Below are 17,785 nucleotides of genomic sequence, written 5' to 3'. Positions count from 1 at the left end.
CCACAGGCGGGAGGGGCTTGGGAGCCGGGCGTACGGCTGCGAGACTGGAGCCGAGAAGCCGCCAGCGACCTTCCAGGAGCAGACATGACGCCGGAGCACCGCACCCCCACTCACCGGAACCGCCTCACCGAACTGTTTGGCATCGAAGTTCCGGTGGTTCTGGGACCCTTCGGCGGAGTGTCCTCCGTGGAACTGACTGCAGCAGTGAGCGACGGCGGCGGGCTGGGTTCCTACGGCCTGTACGGCTTCACTGCCGACGCCATCCGTGACACCGCGGCGCGGCTGCGGGAGACGACAGCGAAACCCTTTGCACTCAACATTTGGATCCCCACCGGAGACGAAGCGGCCTCGCTCCCTCCACAGGACTTCAGCAACTACGTTGAAGCCCTGAGGCCCTACTTCGAAGAAGTTGGGCTGCCCCTTCCGGACATGCCGGACCGCTACATGCCTGATTACGACGAGCAGGTGGCCGCCACCCTGGAGGCAGCTCCCGCCGTCGTCAGTTTTGTCTTTGGGGTGCCCGCACCAGACCTTGTGGAGGAAGCCCACAGGCGGGGAATCCTCCTGATGGGCACTGCCACCACCGTGGCCGAAGCCGTAGCGCTGGAGGCAGGCGGTGTGGATGCCGTCGTGGCCAGCGGAATGGAATCCGGCGGCCACCGGGTCTCGTTCCTCAGACCGGCGGAGGAGTCGCTGATCGGCACGTTCGCCCTGGTCCCGCAGGTTGCGGACGCCATCAAGATTCCGGTAATCGCGGCCGGCGGCATTGTGGACCGCCGTGGCTACTCAGCCGCCCGGGCCCTCGGTGCCGACGGGGTGCAGGTGGGCTCGGCATTCCTGGCCACCCGTGAGTCCGCTGCGGTGCCGGCGTACCGCGAGATCCTGCACAGCCCGGCCGCCGGCGAAACTGTGCTGACACGGGTCCTCAGCGGACGGCTGGCCCGCGGAATCCCTAACCGCATCATCCGCGAACTCTCCGAGGCCACGGAGACCGCCCCCTTTCCCGTCCAGAACTGGCTCACCGGCAGGTTCCGGCCCCAAGCGGCGGCTCAGGGAAACACCGAGTTGATGTCGCTGTGGGCCGGCCAGGGCGCGCCGCTGATCCGCCACGACTCCGCCGCGGACGTCCTGGCCGAACTTCTTGCCGGCAGCCCTGTTTTGTAAGCTCGATATACGCGCGGAGGGCCCGCGAACCACCAAGGGGGGACCCTCCCCCGCGACCGGAGGCAAATCCTTGGCGAAGAAAACCAGCAGGTCCAAGACCAAAAGCAAGAACCAGCGGCACCTCAAGGCAGTACCCCAAGCCCCCAAGATGCCCCTGCAGCTGGTCCTGAACCATCGGTCCGTTGATTCGATGGCTGTTGAGTTCATTCAGTGGCACGGGACTGAGTCCCCCGATCCGGCTGATGCCTTCGAATGCCTTGAACTGGTCAAACTCTTCCTCACGGCGCAGCACGCCATCAGCGATTCGAGCTCCGCCACGGAACTTCCCGCCGACAGCGTTGAGCCCGCCGTCGGATCAGTCATGATGTCCCTGGACCCGGCGGAAGCCGAGGACGCCCTGGTGGACTTCTACTTCGCCCTGCACTCTTTCGCCCATTTCCTCAAGGAGACTGGCCGCTGGAGCGGCAGTGAAGAGGCGTATGAGGACTTGCATCTCCTGCTGGAGAGCGGCCTCGGCGCGTCGGGCCCGGACCTTCCGGACATCCTGGTGCCCCGGCTCAGCAACGAGGAGCAGGACGCCGCGTTCGCAACCATGCCACTCATCCAGCGGGCGTCCGCGCTGCTGGAGTGGCTGGGGACGGGCAAGGAAGTCACGGCAACAGGGGCGCTGCGGCTCAAGGACATCGAGCCGGCCGCTGCCGCGGTGAAGGTTGAGGCCCGTGGAAAACGCGGTGCGCGGAGCACGGTGGCACCAGATCCGCAGGACGTCCCCGGAGGCGGGGCGGACACACCTTTGGAGGTGAGCACCACACCTTTGGAGGTGAGCACCATGTTCGATGTGCCGGTGCTCCGTGAGATCTGGACGGCCGTGGTGGGGGCCGGCCTGATCACGCTCAGTTCCACCCGCGCAGTCCCCGGTCCGGCGTTGGCCGCCTGGAACAGTGCCAAGCTTGAGGACCGGCTGGATATGCGTCGGATGCTCGCCGTGGTCCTTCTGGTCCGGGTCCTCAGCGATGCAGACGATGCCTGGGACCGGGAAACCGTATTGGAGACGCTGAGTACTGTCCTCGCCTACGGCACCAGTGAGGAGCCGGTGCCCGTGGCGCAGCTCGACCGTGTGGCTGCGATGGACCCCGCCGGACCCTTCCCCGGTGACGCCGGGTTTGCGGATCAGCAGCTGGTCGAGAGCCAGTTGGAAGCTGCCTACGCGGCATACGCAGCCCTCGCGGCCCGGCAGAGGTTGTCATTGCTGGCCGAATTGGGGCTGGTGGAGGCCGCAGCTGATTATCGTGTTCCGCCGGTGGCCGTGCAGTGTGTGGACCTGGCCTTGGGTTTCCTGAATTCCGCCCCCGAACCGGCCGCCGCGGCCGGGGCGCAATCCAACGTGGTCCCTCTGCACGTCCCGTCACGGACTGGCCGTCCACTCGGAAATCGGTAGAATCTGAACGTTGGCTGTGCGGCATTGCAGTGACCTGCAGTGCTGATGCTCCGGCACCAAAACAAGGGAGGATCCAGTGCGCACCCACGCCCGGGCTCCTTTTCATTTCCTGCGTGCCGCGTCGCTGGCCACAGGCACCCTCACCCTTGCAGCCGGGGCCCACGTGCTGGGCGGCGGCGATCTCCCCGGCCCGGGCATCCTGCTGGCGGTGCTGGCACTTTCAGTTTTGGTGGCCACCGCGGCCACCCGCCTGAAGCTGAATTTAGCCGCCGTCACCGCGCTGCTGGGTGCCGGACAGTTCGCCCTGCATGAAGTCTTCACGGTGTTCAGCACGCCCCTGGCTGCGGGTCCCCCGCCGCCGGACGCACACCACTTTTCCGCCGCGGCGATTCCCCTCCTGGACACCGCCGCCCATGTCCATGCCCTGGCAAGCCCCCCGAGCATCCTGATGCTCGGGGTCCACGTATTGGCCACCGCCGCGTGTGCGCTCCTGCTCGCCAAAGGTGAGGCCGCACTCTGGGCCCTCGCCGCCTGGCTCAAACCCCTCGGCCGGCTTCCCCGCCCGGTAACGCCCGACGCCGGCACCCCGCGGGCGGTGCCCCACACGCCTGCGGTTCTCCCCCACCGCCCCTGGCGGAACCTCAGGCAGGACAGCCGGCGCGGCCCGCCTTCCGCCGTCGTGCTTTCCTGATCCTGCCCGCACCGGACTTGACCCGGGTGGCGGGCCTTCCCCGTACTTCCGCATGCCTCAACCGGCATGCGTCCGAAAGGCATACCCATGAACACCACCGCCCTGCGCCGTACCCTGACCCCGGCGGCCGCCGTTGCCGGCGCTGCCGTCCTGCTCCTGACCGCCGCCGGCGGCGCGTCCGCACACGTCGGCGTAACCCCGGACAAAACCGCGGCCAACTCGTACGCCCTGCTGACCTTCGGCATCCCGCACGGCTGCGACGAATCCGCCACCACCAAGGTGGCCATCACGCTGCCGGCCGAACTCAATGACGCCCAGCCCACGGTCAACCCCAACTGGACCGTGGAGAAAGTCACCGAGAAGCTCGCCGAGCCCGCGAAGCTGGCCGACGGCTCATCCATCACCAAGCGCACCAGCCAGATTGTCTACACAGCCAAAGCACCGCTGGACCATGAATTGCGGGACGCCCTGGTGCTGTCCGTGAAGCTGCCCGACGCCGCCGGCACCACGCTTTACTTCCCCACGCTGCAGACCTGCGAAACGGGGCAGACAGACTGGTCGGAGATCGCCAAGGACGGCCAGGACCCGCATTCCCTGAAGGCACCGGCACCGTCCATCACCATCAGCGGCGCCGCGGACGCGCATGCCGCGGGCCACACCGGTTCCGCTGCTGACGCCGGCACTGCTCAGGCCGGCACTGTTCAGGCAGCCGCCGTGACCAGCACTGATGCTGACGCCCGCAGCTGGGCAGGGCTGGCCGCCGGGCTCGGTGGCCTCGTGTTGGGTGGCCTGGCTTTGGCGCGCAGCGGCTCGAAGCGCAAGGCTGAGTCCGCTTCGTAACGTTGCGTGTTTTGATGCCCGGATCATCACGATCCGGGCATCAAATCGCCCTGCCGGACCGTGGCGTCGTTGACTCCGGTCACGGCAACAATAAAAGTTGGGGCATGACGTCTCAGCGCATTTCACAAGGGTTCTTAATTACGACGGCGGTCGCCGCGGCAGCAATGATGCTCACCGCGTGCGGTTCTGGCCAGGCGCAGCCGCAGTCGCAGGGAACCACGGCACCCGGCACCGAGTCGGCCAAGCCCGCCCCCACCTCGGCGGCTCCGAGCGCATCCCAGGCGCCGACGTCGTTGGCCACAACCGGCCCCACCGGGCCCTCCCGCTGCAAGGCAGCCACCCTGTCCGCCGCCACCGATGCCACCGGCGGCGGAGCTGCCGGCAGCGTCTACATGACCCTCACGCTGACCAACACCGGCAGCGAACCCTGCCTCCTGAAGGGTTACCCGGGCGTTTCCCTCACCGCGGATGCCAACGGCGCACCCATCGGCGCCCCGGCCAAGCGCGACGAGTCCACCCCTGTTGCCGAGGTTCTGCTGGCTCCCGGCCAGGGCGGCAAGGCCGTCCTCCGGTACACGCACGCAGAGAACTACACGGACTGTGCCCTGACGCCCGCGGCCGGGTACCGGATCTATCCGCCGGAGGACACCGCATCCCTCTTCCTGCCCCAGCCCACGCAGGCCTGCGGCAATGCAGGTATTGAACTGCTGACTATCGGAGCGTTCCAGGCGGCGTAACCTTCCGAGCGGCGAGCCTTCCAGAGGCGTAAGGCTGCGTCCGGCTGCGTGCGGCCTATGGGCGTAACGGCAGGTAATAAGTACACTTAGCTTTCATGAAGTCCCTCTGGTTGGACCGCGACAAGACCTTCAGTTCCGATCCCTTCCAGCCCGGCGCCAGGTATGACACGGTCGTGGCCGGCGCCGGGCTGACGGGCCTGACCACCGCCTTGTTGCTTGCCCGGTCCGGGCAACGGGTCCTGGTCCTGGAAGCCCGGTCCCCGGGTGCTGTGACAACAGGGAACAGCACGGCGAAGGTCAGCCTCCTGCAGGGAACCGTCCTGGGCTCCCTGGCACGGCAGTATTCGGAAAAGCAGGTCCAGGCGTACGTTGATGCCAACCGCGAGGGGCAGGCGTGGCTGCTGCGCTACCTCGACGAAAACGCCCTCCCCTACCAGCGCCGGGACGCGTACACGTACGCCACCACCGGGGAAGGGGCCGAGCGGCTCCGCGAGGAACTCATCGCCGCAACAACTGCGGGCCTGGACGTGGAGTACGTGCTCGACGCCGGCCTTCCCTTCCCCATCCAGGGCGCCCTGAAGCTGACCGATCAGGCCCAGATCAATCCGATGGACGTTGTGGAGGCCCTGGTGCTGGACGTCCGCGCCCACGGCGGCCTGGTGGCTGCCGGGGTCCGGCTGCGGGATGTCACCGGGCACGGACCGGTGACGGTACAGACGGAGCAGGGCAACGTCACGGCTGAGCATGTTGTCCTGGCCACCGGCATCCCGGTACTGGACCGGGGACTCTACTTCGCTAAACTCAAGCCGCTGCGCTCCTACGCCGCCGCGCTTGAGCTGCCTCCCGGGCTGACGCCGCCGCCGGGGATGTACCTCTCCGCGGAGGAGCCGACGCACTCGATCCGGGACTACGAATCCTCCGGGCGCAGTCTGCTGCTGGTGGGCGGCCACGGCCATCCCGTGGGGCGGACGGCGTCCGAAAAGTCCCACCTTTCAGGCCTGCTCGAATGGGGCGGCACACATTTCCCCGGCGCCGCGGCCACCCACACCTGGTCGGCCCAGGACTACCAGGCCACCAACCTCATGCCGTTCTTTGGCAAGCTGCCGCGGGGACGGGGAAGGATCCTTTTCGGCACCGGCTATAACAAGTGGGGCATGACCAATTCGGTGGCGGTTGCCCTCGGCATCACGGCCGAGATCCTGGGCGGCAAAATTCCTTGGGCTGACACCATCCATCACCGCATCACCTCACCGGCCGGGGCCTACTCCGCGGTGGCCCTCAACGCCAAGGTGGCGGCCACCCTGGCTTCCGACTGGGGGAAACTGGCCGCGGACAGCATGCGCCCTGAAGGAGCGGCACCGCCCGACGGCGCCGGGAAGGTATACCGCGACGGCGCCCGTCCGGTGGCAGTCTCCACAGCCGGGGGAACCACGTGCCGGCTGTCTGCCGTTTGCACCCACCTCGGCGGAATTGTGCGCTGGAATGACAGCGAACAGTCCTGGGACTGCCCGCTGCACGGCTCCCGTTTCAGCAGCGACGGGCAGCTCCTCGAAGGCCCGGCCACCCGGAATCTTCCGCCGGCGGGGAAGGGTTGATTGCCTCTGTGGACGGCCCCGGCAATCCTGTCGGTGGGGTAAGGCATGATGGAGGAATGCAGGATCAGCAGCCGCCGGCAGCGGCCCCGGACGCCTATGCCGGCACCTCCATGGGCCGGTTCAGCAGGCCCACCCGGGATTGGTTCCTAGGCGCTTTTTCTGAGCCAACGCCTGCCCAGGACGGAGCCTGGAACGCCATCTCGTCCGGCTCCCATGCCCTGGTGGTGGCGCCCACCGGTTCGGGGAAGACCCTCGCCGCGTTCCTCTGGGCCTTGGACCGGCTGCTCGTTTCGGCTCCCGCTCCCGCCGTTGAGCTGCCGGGGCTCGAAGGCGTGCAGGGCAAAGGAAAGCGGCAGCGGGCACCAAAGCGCAAGACCCGGGTCCTGTACATCTCACCGTTGAAGGCCCTCGGCGTGGACGTGGAGCGGAACCTGCGCGCGCCGCTGATCGGGATCACCCAGACGGCCAAGCGGCTTGCGCTGCCTGCCCCGCTCATCACCGTGGGGGTCAGGTCCGGCGACACCACCACCGCTGACCGCCGCTCGCTACTCAGCAACCCGCCGGACATCCTCATCACCACGCCGGAATCGCTGTTCCTGATGCTTACGTCCAAGGCAAGGGAGACCCTCACCGAGGTGGACACCATCATCGTCGACGAGGTTCACGCCGTGGCGGGCACCAAGCGGGGAGCCCACCTGGCGGTGTCCCTGGAACGGCTCGACGCCCTGCTGCCCAAACCCGCCCAGCGGATTGGCCTGTCCGCAACAGTGGAACCGCGGGAGCTCGTGGCCCAGTTCCTGGCCGGCTCCGCGCCGGTGGAAATCGTAGCGCCGCCGTCGCGAAAGACCTGGGACCTGACAGTGTCCGTGCCGGTGGAGGACATGTCAGACCTTCAGGGCGCGGCCGGTGCCTTCGATTCCGGGCCGGCTTCGGGGCTGCAGCCGCAGGCCTCGATCTGGCCGCATGTTGAGGAAAAAATCGTTGACCTGGTACTGGCCAACCAGTCCACCATCGTGTTTGCCAATTCCCGCCGCCTTGCGGAGCGGCTTACTGCCAGGCTCAACGAGATCTATGCCGAACGCCAGCTCGTGACGGCCGGCGGCGGGTGGGATTCGGCGGGTGCCGGTGAGGCCGGGCCCGGCCTGCCGGCTGTCCCCGCGTCCACCGTCACGCCGGCCCACATGATGGCGCAGGCCGGCAGCACTGCAGGGGCGGATCCCTTGCTGGCCCGCGCACACCACGGGTCAGTTTCGAAGGATCAGCGGGCCATCATCGAGGACGACCTGAAGTCGGGCCGCCTACGCTGCGTTGTGGCCACTTCCTCCCTGGAGCTGGGCATCGACATGGGCGCCGTGGACCTGGTGGTGCAGGTGGAGTCCCCGCCGTCGGTGGCCAGCGGGCTGCAGCGCGTGGGCCGGGCCGGCCACCAGGTGGGCGAAATCTCCCAGGGTGTGCTCTTTCCCAAACACCGCGCGGACCTGGTCCACACCGCCATCACCGTGGAGCGGATGCTCGAGGGAAAGATCGAGCGGCTCTTTGTCCCCGCAAACCCCCTGGATATCCTGGCGCAGCAGACCGTGGCCGCCACCGCCCTGGGCAGCATTGACGTGGAGGAATGGTTCGCCACGGTCCGGCGGTCAGCTCCCTTCGCGTCCCTCCCCCGTTCTGCGTTCGAGGCAACCCTTGATCTCCTGGCCGGCCGCTACCCCTCCGATGAATTCGCCGAACTGCGGCCGCGGATCATCTGGGACCGCAACGCGGGCACCATCGAAGGCCGGCCCGGCGCCCAGCGTCTGGCCGTCACCTCCGGCGGGACCATCCCGGACCGGGGGCTGTTCGGCGTCTACATCATCGGCACCGAGGTTGAAGGCTCAGTCTCTCCCTCCGGTGACGGCAAGGCGTCCACTCCCTCGCCGGCCAAGGGCGGGCGCCGGGTGGGCGAACTGGACGAAGAGATGGTCTACGAGTCCCGGGTGGGTGACATTTTTGCCCTCGGTGCCACGAGCTGGAAGATCGAGGACATCACCCACGACCGCGTCCTGGTCTCCCCCGCCTTCGGGCAGCCGGGCAAGCTCCCGTTTTGGAAGGGCGACTCGCTGGGCAGGCCGGTGGACCTGGGCCGCGCCCTGGGCGCGTTTGTCCGCGAGCTCTCCGCGTCCGACGTCGGCCCTGCCACCGAACGCTGTACGGCCAGCGGGCTGGATACGTTCGCCGCGAACAACCTCATCCAATACTTGAGTGAGCAGAAGCTGGCCACCGAGGTGGTCCCCAGCGACACCACGCTGGTGGTGGAACGGTTCCACGACGAACTGGGTGACTGGCGGGTCATTCTCCACAGCCCGTTCGGCATGCCCGTGCACGCGCCGTGGGCGCTCGCCGTCGGGCAGCGGCTCCACCAGCGGTACGGCCTGGACGGCTCCGCGATGGCCGCGGATGACGGCATCGTGCTGCGCGTTCCCATGATGGAGGACGAACCGCCCGGGGCGGAGCTGTTCCTCTTCGATCCCGAGGAACTTGAGCAGATTGTCACCGCGGAAGTAGGAGGCAGCGCCCTGTTTGCCTCCAGATTCCGGGAGTGCGCGGCGCGTGCCCTGTTGTTGCCCCGCCAGACGCCGGGCAAGCGCCAGCCGTTGTGGCAGCAGCGGCAGCGCTCGGCGCAGCTGCTGGACGTCGCGCGGAAATACCCCACGTTCCCCATCGTGCTGGAAACTGTTCGCGAGTGTCTTCAGGACGTATACGACCTCCCGGCGCTGAAGGACATCGCCGCCTCGGTGGAGCGCCGCGAATTGAGGATCGTCGAGACCACCACCCAACAGCCGTCGCCGTTCGCCAAGTCCTTGCTGTTCGGGTATGTGGCCCAGTTCCTGTATGAAGGCGACTCGCCGCTGGCCGAACGCCGCGCGGCAGCCCTGGCACTGGACTCGACCCTCCTGAATGAACTACTCGGGCGGGTGGAACTGCGTGAGTTGCTCGACGCGAAAGTCATCGACGCCACCGAACTCGAACTCCAGCGGCTTGCGCCGGACCGCCGGGCCCGCGGCATGGAAGGTGTGGCGGACCTGCTGCGGCTGCTGGGCCCGCTGTCTCCTGAGGAAATCGCCGCCCGGCTGGACCCTGGAGTTGGACCGGCCACCAGCGGGGTGGCTGAGGCGGCCCCACTGGTGGAGCCGGCCAAAACCCAGCCGGACGCCGCGGTGGTTGAAGTCCCCCATGCCGGCACCGCCCTCGCTGCCGAGCACCTCGCCGTACTGCAACGGGCCAACCGCGCCATCAAGGTCAACATCGGCGGCTATGAGCGGTTTGCCGCGGTGGAAGATGCAGCCCGGCTCCGGGATGCGATCGGTGTGCCGCTGCCCATGGGTGTGCCGCTGGCTTTTATCGAACCCGTCGCTGACCCGCTCGGCGATCTGGTCTCCCGCTATGCCCGCACGCACGGGCCCTTCACGGCGATGGAAGCCGCTGCCCGGCTGGGCCTCGGCGTCGCCGTAGTTGCCACCGCGCTCAAGCGGCTCGCCGCCGACGGCCGCGTCGTGGAGGGCGAGTTCCGGCCACACGTGACACCGCCGGAACCTCCCGCGCTGGAATCCGAAGGGCAGTCCAAGCCGCTCCCGCAGGAACAGCATCCGGAACACCAGACGGCCGCTACCGGCAGCGAATGGTGCGATGCAGATGTGCTCCGCAAGCTCCGGCGTCGCTCGCTGGCAGCACTGCGCGCCGAAGTGGAACCGGTGGATGCCGCGGCCTACGGGCGTTTCCTTCCCGCCTGGCAGCACGTCCGCACACCGGGTTCCGGGCGCGGGCAGCCGTCCTTGCGCGGACTGGACGGGATTGTCACCGCCATCGACCAGCTGTCCGGCGTGCCCATTCCCGCTTCGGCATGGGAGCCGTTGGTGCTGGCCAGCCGGGTTTCCAACTACCAGCCCGCCATGCTGGACGAACTCATGGCCGCCGGCGAGGTCCTCTGGTCCGGTGCCGGCTCGCTCCCCGGCAATGACGGCTGGGTGAGCATGCACCTGGCCGATTCCGCCGACCTGACGCTGAACCCCGCCATCGAGTACCAGCCGGGGGATGCCCAGCAGCGGCTGCTCGACCATCTCCGGAACAACGGCGGTGGCTATTTCTTCCGCCAGCTCACGGACGTTGCAGGCGGCATGGACGCCGTCCTGAGCGACCAGGACGTGGTTGGCGCTTTGTGGGACCTGGCCTGGGCCGGCCGCATCACCGGGGACACTTTCGCGCCGGTCCGCGCGCTCATCGCCGGTGGCCACACCGCCCACCGGCAGGTCGCACGGGCACCCCGGGCGCGTGCACCCCGGCTGAGCAGGCTGGGGCGCTCCCACGGCACCGGCCTGCTGGGATCTGCGGGGCTGGGCGTGCCGGGCTCCGGCGGCCGGTACGGCTCCGTGGGCGGTGCGGCGGCCACGCCGCCGCTGGCTGCAGGACGGTGGTCCGCGCTTCCTTTGCCCGAGCTGGATGCCACCATCCACGCACGGGCCACTGCGGAGTTGCTGCTGGACCGTTACGGCGTCGTCACGCGCGGATCGGTGATGGCGGAGCAGATCCTGGGCGGTTTTGGCCTGATGTACAAAGTGCTCGCCAGACTGGAGGAGGCGGGCCGGTGCCGCCGCGGGTACTTCATCGAACACCTCGGCGCTGCCCAGTTCGCCGTCCCGGCCACCGTGGACAGGCTGCGGTCCTACTCCGAGGACAGCCAGTTGGCGAAACCGGAGCCCGTTGCGCTGGCGCTGGCCGCCACGGACCCGGCCAATCCGTATGGTGCCGCCCTGGCGTGGCCCGCCCTTAACGAGGAAGCCGGTACCGGCCACCGGCCGGGCCGGAAAGCCGGTGCCCTGGTGGTGCTCGTGGACGGCGCCCTTGTCCTCTACGTGGAGCGGGGCGGCAAGACGCTGCTGGCCTTCAACGACGACGAAGCCATCCTCGCAGCAGCAGGCGCCGCACTGGCGGGTGTGGTCACGCGGGGCGCCGTGGACAAGCTGATCATGGAGAAGGTCAACGGCCACGACATCCTGGACACCGCCGTGGCCAGGGCACTGGCTGCCGCCGGCGCCTATTCCACGCCTAAGGGGCTGAGGATCCGTGCCTGAGGGCGATTCGGTCTGGCGCGCCGCCGCCCAGCTGCACCAGGCCCTGGCCGGGCAGACACTTACCGCGTCGGATTTCCGCGTACCCCGGTTTGCCACCCTGAACCTGGCCGGCTGGACCGTGACCGAAGTGGTGCCACGCGGGAAACACCTCCTGATGCGTGTGCAGGGGCCGGGCGGAGACGGGCCCGGCGGAGACGGTCCGGGGGATCAGGGATCAGGGCGCAGACTCACCATCCATTCCCATCTGAAAATGGAAGGCACCTGGCAGGTCTATCCCCCGGGCGGACGGTGGCGCAAGCCGGGATTCACGGCACGGTGCGTGCTCCGCACTGCCGCGGCGGACGCCGTCGGCTTTTCTTTAGGGATCGTCGAGGTGGTTCGCACCGCGGACGAGGACACAATCGTGGGTTATCTGGGGCCGGATCTGCTCGGCCCGGGCTGGGACCTGGACGAAGCAGAACAGCGGATCCTCGCGGCGCCCGAGGTCCCCATCGGCGTTGCCCTTCTGGATCAGCGCAACCTGGCCGGGATCGGCAACATTTACCGCTGCGAGGCCTGCTTCCTCTCGGGGGTTCACCCGGCCACACCGGTTTCCGCCGTCGGCGACCTCCGGACCCTCATGACAGACGCCAAACAACTGCTGGAGGCAAACCTCGGCCCCGGCCGCCGGGTCACGATCCTCAATCCCCACGGGATGCCCGTGGGACGAATGGCCGGCCGGCCGGGCTACTGGGTCTACCGTCGCGAACACCAGCCCTGCCTCAAATGCGGCACACCCATTCGCCGGGGCGTGCTGGGCAAGCTCAACGGTGAGGAAGAACGGGACATCTACTTCTGCCCGAAATGCCAGCCGTTGGCGGACCCGCCGCAGGCGGGTTAGGACCGGACGGCGCAAGGGTCCAGGGCCTCGGGCTCAATGGCCGGAGCCTTCACCGCGGCCGGGACCATAAACCAAGGCAGCATCAACTGGACCAGCGGTCCAATGGCCAAGGCATAGAGCACGGTTCCCACGCCCACGGATCCGCCCAGCAGCCAGCCGATCCCCAGGACCACCACCTCGATCAGGGTCCGGGACACCCGTACGGACCAGCCGGTGCGGTGTGCCAGGCCGGTCATCAGGCCATCGCGGGCGCCGGGACCGAGGCGCGCGCCGATGTAGCAGGCGGAGGCGATGCCGTTGAGCACCACCGCCCCGGCGAGCATGCCGATCTGGCCGCCCAGGTGCGAGAACGCGGGGATCAGTGCCAGCCCGATGTCGGCGAAGACCCCTACCAGGACGGCGTTCGCCAGCGTGCCAAAGCCGGGCTTCTGGCGCAACGGGATCCACAGCAGCAGCACCAGGAAGCTCACTGCCACCACTACTGTTCCGATGCTGAAGCCGCTCAACCCCGCCAGGCCCTGATGGAACACGTCCCACGGGTCCAGTCCGAGCCCGGCCCGGATGAACATCGCCAGTGAAATCCCGTACATCGCGAGGCCGATCAGGAGCTGGGTGATTCTGCGGATCATCATGAACCCCATACTGCGGGAGAACTGGCCTTGTTTTCCATAGCCAGTTTGCAATACTGGACTGATGTCGACGTCCCTGAACGCCTCCGCACTCGTCCGGCTGCTGGGACCCTGGAACACCCGCGCGGGGCCCGCCTACCGGGAACTTGCCGACGTCGTCCGTCTTTTGATCATGGACGGCCGCATCCCGCTCGACGCCGCGCTGCCCAGCGAGCGCGCACTGGCCCAGGCCCTGGGCGTGAGCCGCACCACCGTGACGGCCGCCTATGCCGGACTGCGGGAGCAAGGGTTCCTCAGCGCGGGCCAGGGCAGCCGCGGGCGGACCGGCATCCCGCACCGGACCGTGCCCGTCAGCTCACCGGGGGTTGCTGTCCCGGACGGGATCCTGGACCTGGCGCACGCCTCGCTCCCGGCCACCGGGGAGGTGGTGCACCGGGCCTTCGCGGATGCCCTGAAGAATCTGCCCGCGCTGTTGCCCGGCTTCGGCTACGACGCCCTAGGTTTCCCGCCGCTCCGGGAGGCCATTGCCGAGCGGTATACGGCTGCCGGCGTGCCCACCACCGCCGGGCAGATCCTGGTCACCTCGGGCGCGCAGCATGCACTGAACATTGTGTTGCAGACCATAGCCGGCCGGAACCACAAAGTCCTGGTGGACCACCCCACCTACCCCAACGCACTCGATGCCATCCGCGCCTCCGGCTCCCGGGTGGTTCCCGTTCCGCTGCCGCCGGCAACGGTTGGGGTTGCGGATGCGGGCCCGGGCTGGGACATGGACCTGCTGGAGACCACCCTTCAGGAACAACGTCCCGCCATGGCCTACCTGGTGCCGGACTTCCACAATCCCACGGGCCGGCTGATGTCCGATCTCCAGCGTCGCCGCCTGGCGCGCGCGGCCGCGGCGGCCGGGACAGTGCTGGTGGTGGATGAGACCCTGCGGGCGTTAAACCTCGACGGCGGGACCACCTCGCCGCTGGCAGCGTTCAGTCCCGCCGTGGTATCCATCGGATCACTCAGCAAATCGCACTGGGCCGGGCTGCGGACCGGGTGGATCCGCGCCGAGGAGGGACTGCTTGGCCGCTTCATCGCCACCCGGACCACCATGGATCTGGGCGGGGCCGCCGTCGAACAGCTGGCGGCGACGGGGTTGGTCCGCTCCTTCGACCAGCCACTCGGGGCCCGGCTCGCCCTACTGCGCGAGAACCGGGCCTTCCTGCTGGACCTGCTGGCCGAACATCTGCCGGGCTGGCAGCCGGAGCGGCCGGCCGGTGGCCTCGCGGTGTGGTGCCGGCTGCCCACAGCCTCGAGCACCGCGCTGACCGTCATCGCGCCCGAGTTCGGCATCCGTCTGGCCGCAGGGCCGCGCTTCGGCGCCGGCGGGGCCTTTGAGCAGTACATGCGGGTGCCGTTTACCCTGCCGCCGGCCCAACTCTCGACGGCGGTTCTGGCCCTGCGGGCCGCCCAGGACAGGCTGGATGCCGCCCCGCAACTCCGCCGGACCCTAAAGCACGCTCCGGACGTGGCCATCGCCTGATCCCCAACGTCGGCGGCTCCGCCAGCAGCCACAGACACGGCCGGACACGCCCGTTTCCGGGAGTTCACAGCTGATCGCGTTTGATTCCGTTCGATCGGCGTTTAGCCCTACCTTCCGAAGTGCGGGGGCGCCATTGACGTTTACCGGGCCTTGTTCTAGATTCAGGAATTATAAACCTGCCGGACATTTTCAAAAGTTCAGAAATTCATACCAGGGCTGGAATGGGACTATGAATCAGTCAGTTGACAATACCGTCATGATCCTCGGCGGCGACGGATATTTGGGCTGGACCCTGGGTCTGGCAATGGCCCATCGCACCGACCGGCAGGTGGTCCTGGTGGATAACTTTGTCAAGCGCCGTTGGGAAAAAGAGGCAGGGGCCAAGGTCCTGGTTCCATTGGAAAGCCCTCAGCGTCGAATCGCCGAATATGAGCGGATCTTCGGAAAACGCAACCTGTCCTTTGAAAAAGTGGAACTCCTGGACCCCGAAGCTGTTGAGCACATCATTGCCAAGTATCGGCCGGCTGTCGTCATTAATGCGGCCCAACAGCCGTCCGCGCCGTTCTCCATGAGCAGCGCCAAGAACGCGGCGGCCACATTCTCGAATAATGTTGCCGCCCACCTCAACGTGCTGTGGGCCATCGCCCACCTCAGCAACGCTACGAAATACATTAAGGTGGGCTCCGGCGGCTGCTATATGGCTACGGACACCGACTATGTCCCGCTGGGAAAGAACGACTTCACCTTTGAGCTGGACGGCCAGCAGCACAAAGTCCTGCAGAGCTTCCTCCCCATGCAGGCTACCGACTTCTACCATCAGTCAAAAATCACCGATTTCCTGATCGATGACCTCTGTTCCAAAATGTGGGGACTGAAAGTCATTACCGTCCAGCAGGCCACCATCTTTGGCGCGACGATCCCGGAAAACCATTGGACGGAGCGTGAGGGCCTTGCGGCCCGTTTTAATTACGATGCTGTCTTCGGCACGGTCATCAACCGATTCATCTGCCAGATGGTCATTGGCCACCCACTGACGGTCTATGGTGACGGCACCCAGAAGACAGGCTTAATCAGCCTCACGGATACTGCCGTAAACTTCCTCAAGTTTGCAGACCTCGACGTGACGCCCGGTGAACATATGGTTGTCCACAATTACACCCACCGTTTGAGCATCAGCGAAATCGCCGAAAGGCTCGCAGATATCAGTCCCTCGACGAAGATCAATTACCTCACGAACCCCCGTGAGGAACCGACCGGCAAGTTGGATCCCCAGGTTGAAGTCCATGAAGCCATCAAGGCTGTGGACAGCAACAAGGACGCCCGGCTTCGGGAAGAAATGGCCAACATGCTGGAGTTTGCCAGTCGCTACAAGGACGACATCGATCCCTCCATCATCCTGCCCGAGGTCAAGTGGTTGGCAGCGGAGAAGAAAGCTTAGGCCTTTTCATCCCGGTCCGTCGTTCCGCCGTTTCCGGCTTTCCCAGGCTGCCTGAGCGAATGCAGTTCCTGCCCGCGTGGAGAAATTCATGCAGATGCCGGGCCATGACTTCGACGTCCTCCAGTTTGGACTCATGGATGAATGAAACCCGGGTCACGTCCTGGATAGCTTTGATATAGACGCCGCGCTCCATCAAAAAGTTGGCCAGAGCCGATGGATCAGCGGTGCGCAAAGACACGATGTTGCTCTGGCACATACCGTGATCGATAAAATCGATCTTGTATTCCCGCAGAATAGCTTTGATCCCTTGGAGGATCGCAAGGTTCTTCTGTTCGATGGCGTCCATGCCAATGGCATTGATTTCACGGAGCGATGCGTTCAGCGCCGCCAACCCCGCCATGTTCTGGGTTCCATCCTGGAAGCGGGCAGCCGTATTTCTCAGGACATAGGAGTTCTCGTCGAAGTGCTCCATGCTTCGGATGCCGACCCTGCTGTCACGCAGGGCGGGCAGGACGTTCTGGCTGACGTACATGAAGCCAATGCCCAAACCGGCACGCAGATATTTCTGGCCACCACACACGAGTATGTCCACCGGTGTCTTCGCCACATCGATCGCGCGTGCCCCTATATGCTGCACTGCGTCGATCACCAGGAAGATGCCCTGGTCACGGCACCGTTCGGAAAGCAGGGCCAGGTTCGGCATAAATCCGTCGTAGCGTTGGGCTGAGGACATACTGATTGCCCTGGTCTGCGGGCTGATGCTCTCAAGCAAACGCCGGAACGCGGCCTCATTGTCACTGCCCGTTATCACCTTGACCGTCACACCGTCATGACGCTTACGTAACCAGGGCAGCAGGTTGGCCGGATATTCATTTCCCAGCACCAGCACCTCGTCTCCGCACCCCAGCGGAAGCGCCTCGCTCGCGATAATTATGCCCTCGGTCGTATTCTTCAGGTAGGTGATTTCCGCAGGCGCGCAATTGATGAGCCGGGCCGCTTCGGCGGCCATGTTGTCCGCCAGCGAGTCGTAACGGTAGAGCACTTCCGGCGGCCCGTACTGATAAAAGTCGTCCATGAAAGTGCGGGCGGCTTCATAAGCCGCCCGGCTCATGGGTGCGACGGTGGCGAAATTAAAGAAGCTCTTTTCGGATGAGGGCTTCATGCCGTTGCTGATCCCGACGCGGACGGAGTCTGCATTGAATTCCGGCACCGAGGCAGAATTGGCTACAGTTTGCGTCACTGCTGCCTCCTGGACGTAGCATCAGCGCCGCTGCCAGCAGAGTCAGGATTACCTGGCAGCGCATTCCGGTGGTATCGAAGAAAACCGGCGCTCGGCCGGTTGCCTGAGGCTGCTAGGTTCGCCATTCTCATCCTCGCGAGTGAACCGCGCCTGCAGGTGTCCTTGCAGGCCAGAGACGGTTCAGCCGCTGAGGGAACGGGCCGGGGTCTGACTCTTAAACCTCGCGCCTGGGCCCGGCCGATCGGACTGTCATCTCGTTCAATGACCTTAGAAGAATCACCCGGGATCTACATGCGTAGAAAGTACTCTAAATGTCGCACTGTCATACCTGATTTCACCTTTGTCATACCCGATTCGAAGGACCTCGACGCTAAAGCCCCCCGTTCCACCCATCGCCCGACGCTCTAATTGGCCAGCGACGCGCAATTTACCCGGCACACCCCCCCAGATACGCGCACCCCAGATACGCGCACCCCAAAGATGGGGCGCGCCAGGTA

At 66.5% G+C, this 17,785-nt stretch carries 12 protein-coding genes; 10 read left to right on the top strand and 2 right to left on the bottom strand.

What is annotated here, in order from left to right; genetic code table 11:
- The first annotated feature begins 84 nt into the window (after positions 1-84).
- From SBP01_RS03225 to SBP01_RS03190, 8 genes are all read left to right on the top strand, one after another.
- Complete coding sequence (locus SBP01_RS03225) at positions 85-1,164, top strand: NAD(P)H-dependent flavin oxidoreductase (RefSeq protein WP_320537462.1); 1,080 nt, start codon at positions 85-87, stop codon at positions 1,162-1,164.
- A gap of 70 nt (positions 1,165-1,234) precedes the next feature.
- Positions 1,235-2,602, top strand: coding sequence for a hypothetical protein (locus tag SBP01_RS03220; RefSeq protein ID WP_320537461.1), 1,368 nt, complete (start codon positions 1,235-1,237; stop codon positions 2,600-2,602).
- A 76-nt stretch (positions 2,603-2,678) separates the two neighbouring features.
- A complete protein-coding gene (locus SBP01_RS03215; RefSeq protein WP_320537460.1) occupies positions 2,679-3,293 on the top strand; it encodes a hypothetical protein in 615 nt (204 codons plus the stop codon).
- An 87-nt stretch (positions 3,294-3,380) separates the two neighbouring features.
- The gene (locus SBP01_RS03210) at positions 3,381-4,133 is read left to right on the top strand and encodes a YcnI family protein (protein WP_320537459.1); all 753 of its coding nucleotides are present in this window, start codon (positions 3,381-3,383) and stop codon (positions 4,131-4,133) included.
- Positions 4,134-4,237: 104 nt separating this feature from the next.
- Positions 4,238-4,870 carry a DUF4232 domain-containing protein gene (locus SBP01_RS03205; protein ID WP_320537458.1) on the top strand — a complete coding sequence of 211 codons (633 nt, stop codon included), beginning with the start codon at positions 4,238-4,240 and terminating at the stop codon, positions 4,868-4,870.
- A gap of 95 nt (positions 4,871-4,965) precedes the next feature.
- Positions 4,966-6,465: an FAD-dependent oxidoreductase gene (locus tag SBP01_RS03200; protein ID WP_320537457.1), complete on the top strand. Its 1,500-nt coding sequence runs from the start codon at positions 4,966-4,968 to the stop codon at positions 6,463-6,465.
- A 56-nt stretch (positions 6,466-6,521) separates the two neighbouring features.
- Positions 6,522-11,570, top strand: coding sequence for a DNA glycosylase AlkZ-like family protein (locus SBP01_RS03195; RefSeq protein WP_320537456.1), 5,049 nt, complete (start codon positions 6,522-6,524; stop codon positions 11,568-11,570).
- Positions 11,563-12,450 (top strand): DNA-formamidopyrimidine glycosylase family protein, encoded by an 888-nt coding sequence (locus tag SBP01_RS03190; RefSeq protein ID WP_320537455.1) that lies wholly within the window; start codon positions 11,563-11,565, stop codon positions 12,448-12,450. The genes SBP01_RS03195 and SBP01_RS03190 overlap by 8 nt, the downstream gene beginning before the upstream one ends.
- Here the strand turns inward: SBP01_RS03190 and SBP01_RS03185 are convergent.
- Positions 12,447-13,082: a hypothetical protein gene (locus SBP01_RS03185; protein ID WP_320537454.1), complete on the bottom strand. Its 636-nt coding sequence runs from the start codon at positions 13,080-13,082 to the stop codon at positions 12,447-12,449. The two genes, SBP01_RS03190 and SBP01_RS03185, sit on opposite strands and share 4 nt — an antisense overlap.
- 61 nt (positions 13,083-13,143) lie before the next feature.
- On the opposite strand from SBP01_RS03185, the gene SBP01_RS03180 reads away from it, so the two are divergent.
- Entirely contained in the window at positions 13,144-14,610 is a 1,467-nt protein-coding gene (locus SBP01_RS03180) for a PLP-dependent aminotransferase family protein (RefSeq protein ID WP_320537453.1), read from the top strand.
- Positions 14,611-14,839: 229 nt separating this feature from the next.
- A complete protein-coding gene (locus SBP01_RS03175) occupies positions 14,840-16,048 on the top strand; it encodes an NAD-dependent epimerase/dehydratase family protein (RefSeq protein ID WP_320537452.1) in 1,209 nt (402 codons plus the stop codon).
- Here the strand turns inward: SBP01_RS03175 and SBP01_RS03170 are convergent.
- On the bottom strand, positions 16,017-17,288 hold the full coding sequence (locus SBP01_RS03170; protein WP_320537451.1) for an aminotransferase class V-fold PLP-dependent enzyme: 1,272 nt from the start codon (positions 17,286-17,288) through the stop codon (positions 16,017-16,019). The two genes, SBP01_RS03175 and SBP01_RS03170, sit on opposite strands and share 32 nt — an antisense overlap.
- Positions 17,289-17,785: the final 497 nt, after the last annotated feature.

This window comes from Pseudarthrobacter sp. IC2-21 (assembly GCF_034048115.1).
Taxonomy (GTDB): domain Bacteria; phylum Actinomycetota; class Actinomycetes; order Actinomycetales; family Micrococcaceae; genus Arthrobacter; species Arthrobacter naphthalenicus.
This window is presented reverse-complemented; position numbering and strand designations above follow the sequence as displayed.

What these genes read in the sequence shown, in the direction of transcription:
- SBP01_RS03225 (WP_320537462.1), top strand. Translation starts at nt 85, where the DNA reads ATGACGCCGGAGCACCGCACCCCCACTCACCGGAACCGCCTCACCGAA.
- SBP01_RS03210 (WP_320537459.1), top strand. Translation starts at nt 3,381, where the DNA reads ATGAACACCACCGCCCTGCGCCGTACCCTGACCCCGGCGGCCGCCGTT.
- SBP01_RS03205 (WP_320537458.1), top strand. Translation starts at nt 4,238, where the DNA reads ATGACGTCTCAGCGCATTTCACAAGGGTTCTTAATTACGACGGCGGTC.
- SBP01_RS03200 (WP_320537457.1), top strand. Translation starts at nt 4,966, where the DNA reads ATGAAGTCCCTCTGGTTGGACCGCGACAAGACCTTCAGTTCCGATCCC.
- SBP01_RS03195 (WP_320537456.1), top strand. Translation starts at nt 6,522, where the DNA reads ATGCAGGATCAGCAGCCGCCGGCAGCGGCCCCGGACGCCTATGCCGGC.
- SBP01_RS03185 (WP_320537454.1), bottom strand. Translation starts at nt 13,082, where the DNA reads ATGATGATCCGCAGAATCACCCAGCTCCTGATCGGCCTCGCGATGTAC.
- SBP01_RS03180 (WP_320537453.1), top strand. Translation starts at nt 13,144, where the DNA reads ATGTCGACGTCCCTGAACGCCTCCGCACTCGTCCGGCTGCTGGGACCC.
- SBP01_RS03175 (WP_320537452.1), top strand. Translation starts at nt 14,840, where the DNA reads ATGAATCAGTCAGTTGACAATACCGTCATGATCCTCGGCGGCGACGGA.